The sequence below is a fragment of the Arthrobacter sp. H14 genome, assembly GCF_000520495.1.
In the GTDB taxonomy this organism is placed as follows: Bacteria; Actinomycetota; Actinomycetes; order Actinomycetales; family Micrococcaceae; genus Arthrobacter_C.
Window position 1 is genome coordinate 1 of the sequence record NZ_KI914705.1, and the last position, 6,660, is coordinate 6,660.

General features: G+C 63.8%; 7 protein-coding genes. 3 read left to right on the forward strand and 4 right to left on the reverse strand.

Annotation, left to right across the window (positions count from 1 at the left end):
* Both tsaB and Y707_RS0121395 read right to left on the reverse strand, forming a co-directional pair.
* The coding region (tsaB, locus tag Y707_RS0121390) for a tRNA (adenosine(37)-N6)-threonylcarbamoyltransferase complex dimerization subunit type 1 TsaB (protein WP_026536558.1) at positions 1-527 on the reverse strand (527 nt) is incomplete at its 3' end.
* Positions 528-536: 9 nt separating this feature from the next.
* On the reverse strand, positions 537-2,303 hold the full coding sequence (locus Y707_RS0121395) for a bifunctional alanine racemase/tRNA (adenosine(37)-N6)-threonylcarbamoyltransferase complex ATPase subunit type 1 TsaE (protein ID WP_026536559.1): 1,767 nt from the start codon (positions 2,301-2,303) through the stop codon (positions 537-539).
* A 531-nt stretch (positions 2,304-2,834) separates the two neighbouring features.
* On the opposite strand from Y707_RS0121395, the gene Y707_RS28305 reads away from it, so the two are divergent.
* Positions 2,835-3,323 (forward strand): DUF2975 domain-containing protein, encoded by a 489-nt coding sequence (locus Y707_RS28305; protein ID WP_253905296.1) that lies wholly within the window; start codon positions 2,835-2,837, stop codon positions 3,321-3,323.
* On the opposite strand, the gene Y707_RS0121405 is transcribed toward Y707_RS28305, so the two are convergent.
* The gene (locus tag Y707_RS0121405) at positions 3,320-4,567 is read right to left on the reverse strand and encodes an MFS transporter (protein WP_026536560.1); all 1,248 of its coding nucleotides are present in this window, start codon (positions 4,565-4,567) and stop codon (positions 3,320-3,322) included. The genes Y707_RS28305 and Y707_RS0121405 overlap by 4 nt on opposite strands.
* A 155-nt stretch (positions 4,568-4,722) precedes the next feature.
* Here Y707_RS0121405 and soxR point away from each other — a divergent pair, with 155 nt between their 5' ends.
* A complete protein-coding gene (soxR, locus tag Y707_RS0121410; protein WP_026536561.1) occupies positions 4,723-5,181 on the forward strand; it encodes a redox-sensitive transcriptional activator SoxR in 459 nt (152 codons plus the stop codon).
* A gap of 24 nt (positions 5,182-5,205) precedes the next feature.
* Complete coding sequence (locus tag Y707_RS28310; RefSeq protein ID WP_442853320.1) at positions 5,206-5,535, forward strand: recombinase family protein; 330 nt, start codon at positions 5,206-5,208, stop codon at positions 5,533-5,535.
* A gap of 241 nt (positions 5,536-5,776) precedes the next feature.
* Here Y707_RS28310 and Y707_RS31835 read toward each other — a convergent pair.
* The coding region (locus Y707_RS31835; RefSeq protein WP_162150263.1) for a hypothetical protein at positions 5,777-6,660 on the reverse strand (884 nt) is incomplete at its 5' end.

Here is a 6,660-nt window from a genome sequence, read left to right on the forward strand (position 1 = left end):
GGTCCGACGTGGGGGCCGTCGATCAACTCGGGCGTGCCGTCCGCGAGCCGGTATTTCGCCCAGTACACTTCTTTGCGCCGGGCGTCCGTGGCCACGAGGAATTCGCCGCCAGTGCCCTGGAACGTTCCGTCGAAGCCGACGTTGCCCGGATCAGCGCTGCCGGCGACCGACCAGGCCACGGCGTCGAGGCTCATCATGCCGTGCAGCGGCAGCTTCCAGACGAAGCTCAATGTCCGTGCGGTGACGATTCCCGAGCGCAGGCCCGTGAAGGGGCCCGGTCCCACTCCGACGACGATCGCGTCCAGATCCGAGGACGTTACCTGCGCCTCGGCCAGCATGGCGTTGATGCCGGGGGCCAGCACTTCGGCGTGGCTGCGGGTGTCTTCGGTGGCGAAAGCCGCGACTATCCGCGGCACGGCGGATGATCCCGCGTTCCCGTCAGCTGGGGTTTCAGCGCCGGCCGGAGCGTCGTCGCTCACCAAGGCGGCACTGGCGATCGCAGAGGTATCGACGGCAAGAATCAGCACTTTTCCACCCTAATCGACCTCGAGGGCAGGCTTCTCCGCTGCCCAGCGCGGCCCGAACCCGGCGATGCGGATCCGGCGCCGCTCGTCGTCGTCCTCATCATCAAAATCCAGTACGACGGCGTCATCGTCGCCGGTGTCGCTGATCGGCCCCTTGCCGGCAGCCGCCAAAATGGAACCGCGGCCGGATGCTTCCGGTTCACCCGCGCCGCCGACGGAGCGGACCATGCTGATTTCCAGCCGGCTCCCGGCCAGGTGTTCCACCCGGTCCCGTCCCCATTCGACGACGGTGACGGTACTGTCCATGGTGTTTTCCAGATCAATATCGTCAATCTCAGCCGCAGAACCGAGGCGGTAGGCGTCCACGTGCACCAGGTCAGGCCCGGTTCGCAGGTTGGGATGGATCCGCACCAGCACGAACGTCGGCGAGATGATGCCCTCGCGGACGCCCATCCCGGCTCCGAGACCCTGCGTGAACGTCGTCTTTCCCGCGCCCAGTTCGCCGGTCAGGACCAGCAGGTCGCCGGCGGCCAATTGCTCCCCCAGCCGGGCGGCAAGCGCCTGTGTCTGTTCGGCCCCGGAGGTCTCGATTTCGATTTCCCAGGCGGGGGCAACGGCGTCGTTCCCGTCATCGGGCACATCGGAGTCGACATACCGCCGCGGGATACGCGGGCTGATCCGGGTCACGATCTCGTAATTGATGGTGCCGGCCGCCTTCGCCCACGCGTCGACGGACTCCTCGCCGTCGTCGCCGGGTCCAAACAGCACGGCTTCGTGGCCAAGCACCGACTGTTCCGTTCCGGCGATTCCCGCTGCGCCGAGGTCGATCACCATCTGGTCCATGGCAATCCTGCCGACCACCGGGTAGGTCCTGCCGTCAACGGTGACCGGACCACCGCTGGCAATCCGCGGAATACCGTCGCCATAGCCGACAGGGACCAGTGCAAGCGTGGTCGGTGCAGGAGTGCGGTAGCTCAGCCCATAGGAAACGCCGTGCTCCGCGGGCATCTCCTTGCAATGTGCGATCTTCGTGCGCAACGTCATCGCCGGCCGCAGCCGCAACTCCGCCGACGTCTGATCCTCAAAGGGCGACAACCCATAGAGTGCAATGCCGGTCCGGACCAAGTCGAAATGCGTATCAGGGCGGGACAGCGTCCCGGGAGAATTGGCCAGGTGACGGACTTCGACGTCGACGCCGGCATCCGTGGCAACGGCTACGGCCTCGCGGAAGCGCTCAATCTGCTCGTCGGTCTCAGGCCGCTGTGGTTCGTCGGCGACAGCCAGATGGGAGAAGATGCCCACCACGCGCAGCAGGCCCTCCTCCTGATACTCAAGTGCCTGGCCGATGAACGCCTCCCACCTGTCCGGCGGGCAGCCATTGCGCCCCAGGCCGGTGTCGATTTTCAGGTGTACGCGGGCCGGGCGGGCAGACTTTTCCGCCGCCGCGGCGATAAGCTCCAGCTCCCAGCCTGAGACACCGAGATCCAGCCCGGCTTCGATGCCGGCGCCAAAATCGCTCGAAGGTGTATGCAGCCAGGCCAGAATGGGTGCCTCGATACCGGCCTCCCGGAGCGCAATCCCCTCCGGAATATGCGCAACACCCAGCCAGGCGGCACCCGCTTCGACGGCGGCGCGGGCAACCGGAACGGCACCATGGCCATAACCGTCCGCCTTGACGACGGCCATGACCTTGGCTGGTTCGGCGACCTTGATCAACCGCCGGACGTTATGCCGGATGGCCGCCAGATCGACGACGGCCTCACGCTCAGCAGAATTCACCTGCCCATTCTTTCACTTCCGGACGCTGAATCCCTGATCGAACCAGTGGTGCGGGCCGTTGTAGGATCCGAAGCAATTTGTCACTTGTCCCAATTCCGTGTCACCAGCGTGCCCCCTGTCCGGATTTCGTGTCACAGTCGTCGTACTGTTGGCGTGACTGGAACTGTATAAGTATGCAATCTGTTGAGTGGGCCGGCCGCTGGTTAATAAAGACGCGTTCTGTATCGGCAAGGCTGGGATGGCACGGCAATGTCAACACGATCGGCATCTCCGGGTGTTACAACAGGTGTGTCACATACGGCCCCGTCACCGGTCAGTTCACCGGTCTACCTAAACGGACACGACAGGCTGCGGTCACTGCATCGTCGCAGGTCAGGACGGGGTGTGACCGGTGGAGGAACCTCTTACGGGACATTCAGAGATCGGTGCTGTTGAAGCAGAGGATTTGCAGCTGCCTGGTCCTTCGCATCACTTTGTCGAGCGGGGTAGCCGACGAGGGTGTTGGTAGCATGTGGATGACATGGGTCCTGAATGGCAATTACGCAGTGGCGGGAGGCCGAGATGCGTCGTGGAACCTGGTTTGGACTAACTGCGGTACTGCTTGTTTTGCTGCTCTTGTCCGTGATGGTGCAGGCGTGGCTTCTGCCCTCTGCGGTCGAGAGCGTGACTGCTGTGTTCCCGGAGGTCGAACTGCTCACGGTCCCGGGCATCATGTGGGGCGTACTGGCCATTGCGTGCTGGCAGGCTGTTGCCGTCATCGGGTTGCGCCTGGCCTTACTTTCCCGCGACGGTCTGTTCGATGCCTCCACTGATGGTTGGTTGCGGGCGATGGTCGGCTTTCTGTCCGCGTTCGTTGTGCTCGTTGTATCGGCTTTCATCGCGTTGAGCGTGATGGGGTATGCGACCCCGGGCGTGATGCTCGGACTCATCGGCGGAGGAATCATAGCTGTGATCGCCGTGGGCGCTCTTGTTCTGTTCATCGCCAACAAACCGTTCATGCGGATCAGTGCACACAGCTAATTCGCACCCCTCCTGACTGGCGTTTCCCGTTCTTTTGGAAAGAGCAGGAGTAAGACGGGAACGAGGGCCGCATACAGCATCCCGATGGTCAGTAACGCGGATTGGGCATCAAGGTCGCCAATGACAACAATGAGGCCGTAGCCGGCTGCCGCGCCAAGTTTTCCCAGGATTGACCATGCTGCGTATACCCGTGCCAGCCATCGGTCCGCAACGATGGAGGCGACTCTGGAGTCGCTGACGACGTCTTCCGGGCCGAAGGCAATGCCCCAGATGAACCACGCTGCTGCGAATATTTCCCATCGCGGGGCCGAGACGCTGAGCACTGTGATGGCGCCGAAGGCAATGGCGGAGAATACGAGGATGCTTTTGAGTCGCACTTTGGCCCATGATCGGATGCCGGCGAGCCACAATCCGGTGAGGGCACCAATACTGTAGGCGGCCAGTGCAAAGCCGTAGGCACCAGCAGGGGCGTTCGGCAGGTCAGCGAGGTAGGGCACGGCGAGTACGGTGGCGACCGCGACGAGGAATGAGGCGGCCGCGGCTGAGAAGAACGCCATGGAAACCACGGGTGGCAACTGGCCCCTGTACCTTGCTATTTTCGACGCTGCCTTGAAGCCGGCCTTGCCAGCGGCTGGGGCCCTGCCGCCGTCGGAAGTCATGGTTCGTTTGGCTGCCAGGAGCAGCAGGGCAATCACGAAGGTCAGCACATTGACGGCCAACGCCAGCGAGAGCCCGCCGACACCGAACAGTAGCCCACCGACGGCTGGGCCGATCATTTGCGACACAGCTTTACCGCTTTTGCGTGCCGCGGCCAGCGACTGTAGATCATGCCTGTACGAGGCACGCAGGGCGGACTCGGCCGCCGGATTGTCGAAAGAGCCAGCTGCACCCACCAACACCCCGATAACGGCAAAGGCAGCGGGACTCCAGTCTGCTAGAGGGATCAGCGCCGCCACGAGGGCGGCCCGGAAGACATAACTGATCAGCAATAGAAGCCGTCGATCCATAGAATCCGCGATCATTCCGCCGGCTGCGGCGAACAATGAACCGACGAGCATCCGGCCCAGAAACGTTGAAGCAAGGGCGACCACACTGTCACTGACCGCATAGACGCCCAGCGGCACCACAACCGCGGTTATCCCATCACCTAACTCCGAGACAAGAAAGGCCGCCAGCAGCCGGCGGCTTCTCACATCGGTAAACGGGCCGATCAGACGTTTCGTACCCTCCCGGATGCCCTTCATAGAATCCGATGCCGGAGGACACGGCTCACAGCCAACCAGCGCCCCTGCAAACAAGGGCCTTGGCTCAATATTCCGCTCCCCGATGTATCCATAGCTTGAAAGGTACGTGCTCAAGTGCACTTGAGCACAAGTCGGAAGGGGCATAGATTCATCACATGACCCCGCATAAAACCGACCGACTACACATCACTCAGGTGTGCCAGAGATCGGGATTGACGGCGGCAACACTGCGTTTCTACGAAGAACAAGGACTCATACAACCCGCCGGACGCGACGGCGGCAAAAGAATTTACCACCGCCACGTTCTGCGCAGACTGGCCTTCATCGCCGCAGCACAACGGGTGGGATTATCGCTGGCCGAAATCAGCACTGCCCTGGCCACGATGCCCGCCGATCATGCCCCGACCCCGGCGGACTGGAACCGATTAAGTGAACCATGGAAACAACGGGTCGATGAAGCCATCACCGGCCTGCAGAACCTGCGCACATCACTCGATGAATGCATCGGATGCGGCTGCCTATCCATGCGGACCTGCTCCATCCTCAACCCCGACGACGAAGCCGCAGCCGAAGGCACCGGCCCCCGCTGGCTACGCCGCACCCGAAACCAATAATCTTACTCACGGAAATTCGAATCTTTGACACCAATCTCATTTTCACGTGAAAAGTGTCCGCGGTGGGATCCCTTTGCGTTGCGTGGCGGGGACACCTTGGTGGTGTGGAAGCTGGGCCGGGATCTACGGCACCTGGTCAACGTTGTCCACGACCTCACCGAACGCGGCATCGGGCTGAAAGTCCTCACCGGCCAAGGTGCAGCGATCGATACCACCACAGCCTCGGGGAAACCTGGTGTTCGGGATCCTCGCCCCCTGGCCGAGTTCGAGCGCGAGCTGATCTCGGAGCGCACCGTCGCCGGCATGGCTTCCGTGCGGGCTCGGGGCGGAAGGGCGGGCGTCCGTACAAGATGACACCGGCGAAGATCCGGCTGGCCATGGCCTCCATGGGGCAACCCGACATTGTCGGCGCTACCCCTCCCCCAAGCCGGACAGAAGTTGCGCAGCGTCATGGCGACAGTTCCAGCCGTGGCCGCAGCATCTCGGCCTTGGTTGCCGGATCACTCGGTAATCACCCTCACGTACGAAGATGTCGACGACGGGCGAATACTGGGCAGATGCGCTGGGGACCGTTGTTTATTCGCTGCGGCGAGGCCTACGGCCGCGCGGCGCGGATGAGCTCACGGGCCGCGACGGTGTCCGGGTGGTGCCGTAGGGACCGCTCGTGCTCGTCGAGGTGGTCGACCACGCGTGCGGCCTGGTCGACCAGGCCCCACTGCGCGAACAGTCGCGCATACGTCGGCCGATGGTTCGGCACCGGCACCCTGGTCGGGTCGCCGCCCACCCAGGCGGCGAGCTCAGCGCGGCCGCGCGTGACGCTCAGCACGGGCAGCACCTCGTCGTGCAGTACCCGGGTCAGCGCGTCCACCGTCGGGGTGACCCAGTGGTAAGCGGGCTGGCCGCAGTGCGCCGGCGCCACGCGGTCGGGGCTGGAGGGGACGTCACGGCCGAAGCCGGGCACGTGCGTGCCGGACATCACCCAGACGCGTCCGGCGTAGCTGGTGCCGTCACCTGAGGTGCCTATCCCAGGCGCGACCGCGATGGATTGGACGAAGCCGTTGCTGCCTTCGCGGTAGAAGTACCGCGGTCCAGTCGCAGTATTCGCGAACCCGGCCTGCTCGAGCAGTGGCCGCACCGCGGTCGCCAGCTTGTCGACCGCCTCAGGCGACAGCACATCGGTGGGTGCCGGCTCCCTGGGGGATCGGTTCACCTCAACGGCCGCGCGGATCACCGCCGCCTTCACGTCAGCAATCGCCAGCCGCGTACGCAGGTAGACCACCTCCCGGTCCTCGGCCAGGATCGCCTTGACGCCCGGCTGGTCGGCCAACGCCTGGTCCAGGCCGTCGTCGTACGGGTCGCAGTAGCAGCTGATCTCGTCGTCGAGCCAGACCACCGTGTTGAAGCCGTCGATGTCGTCGGAGTCGTGCACGTCAATCCACTCCGGCAGCTCCTCGATCCTCGGCACGACATCGGGGTGCC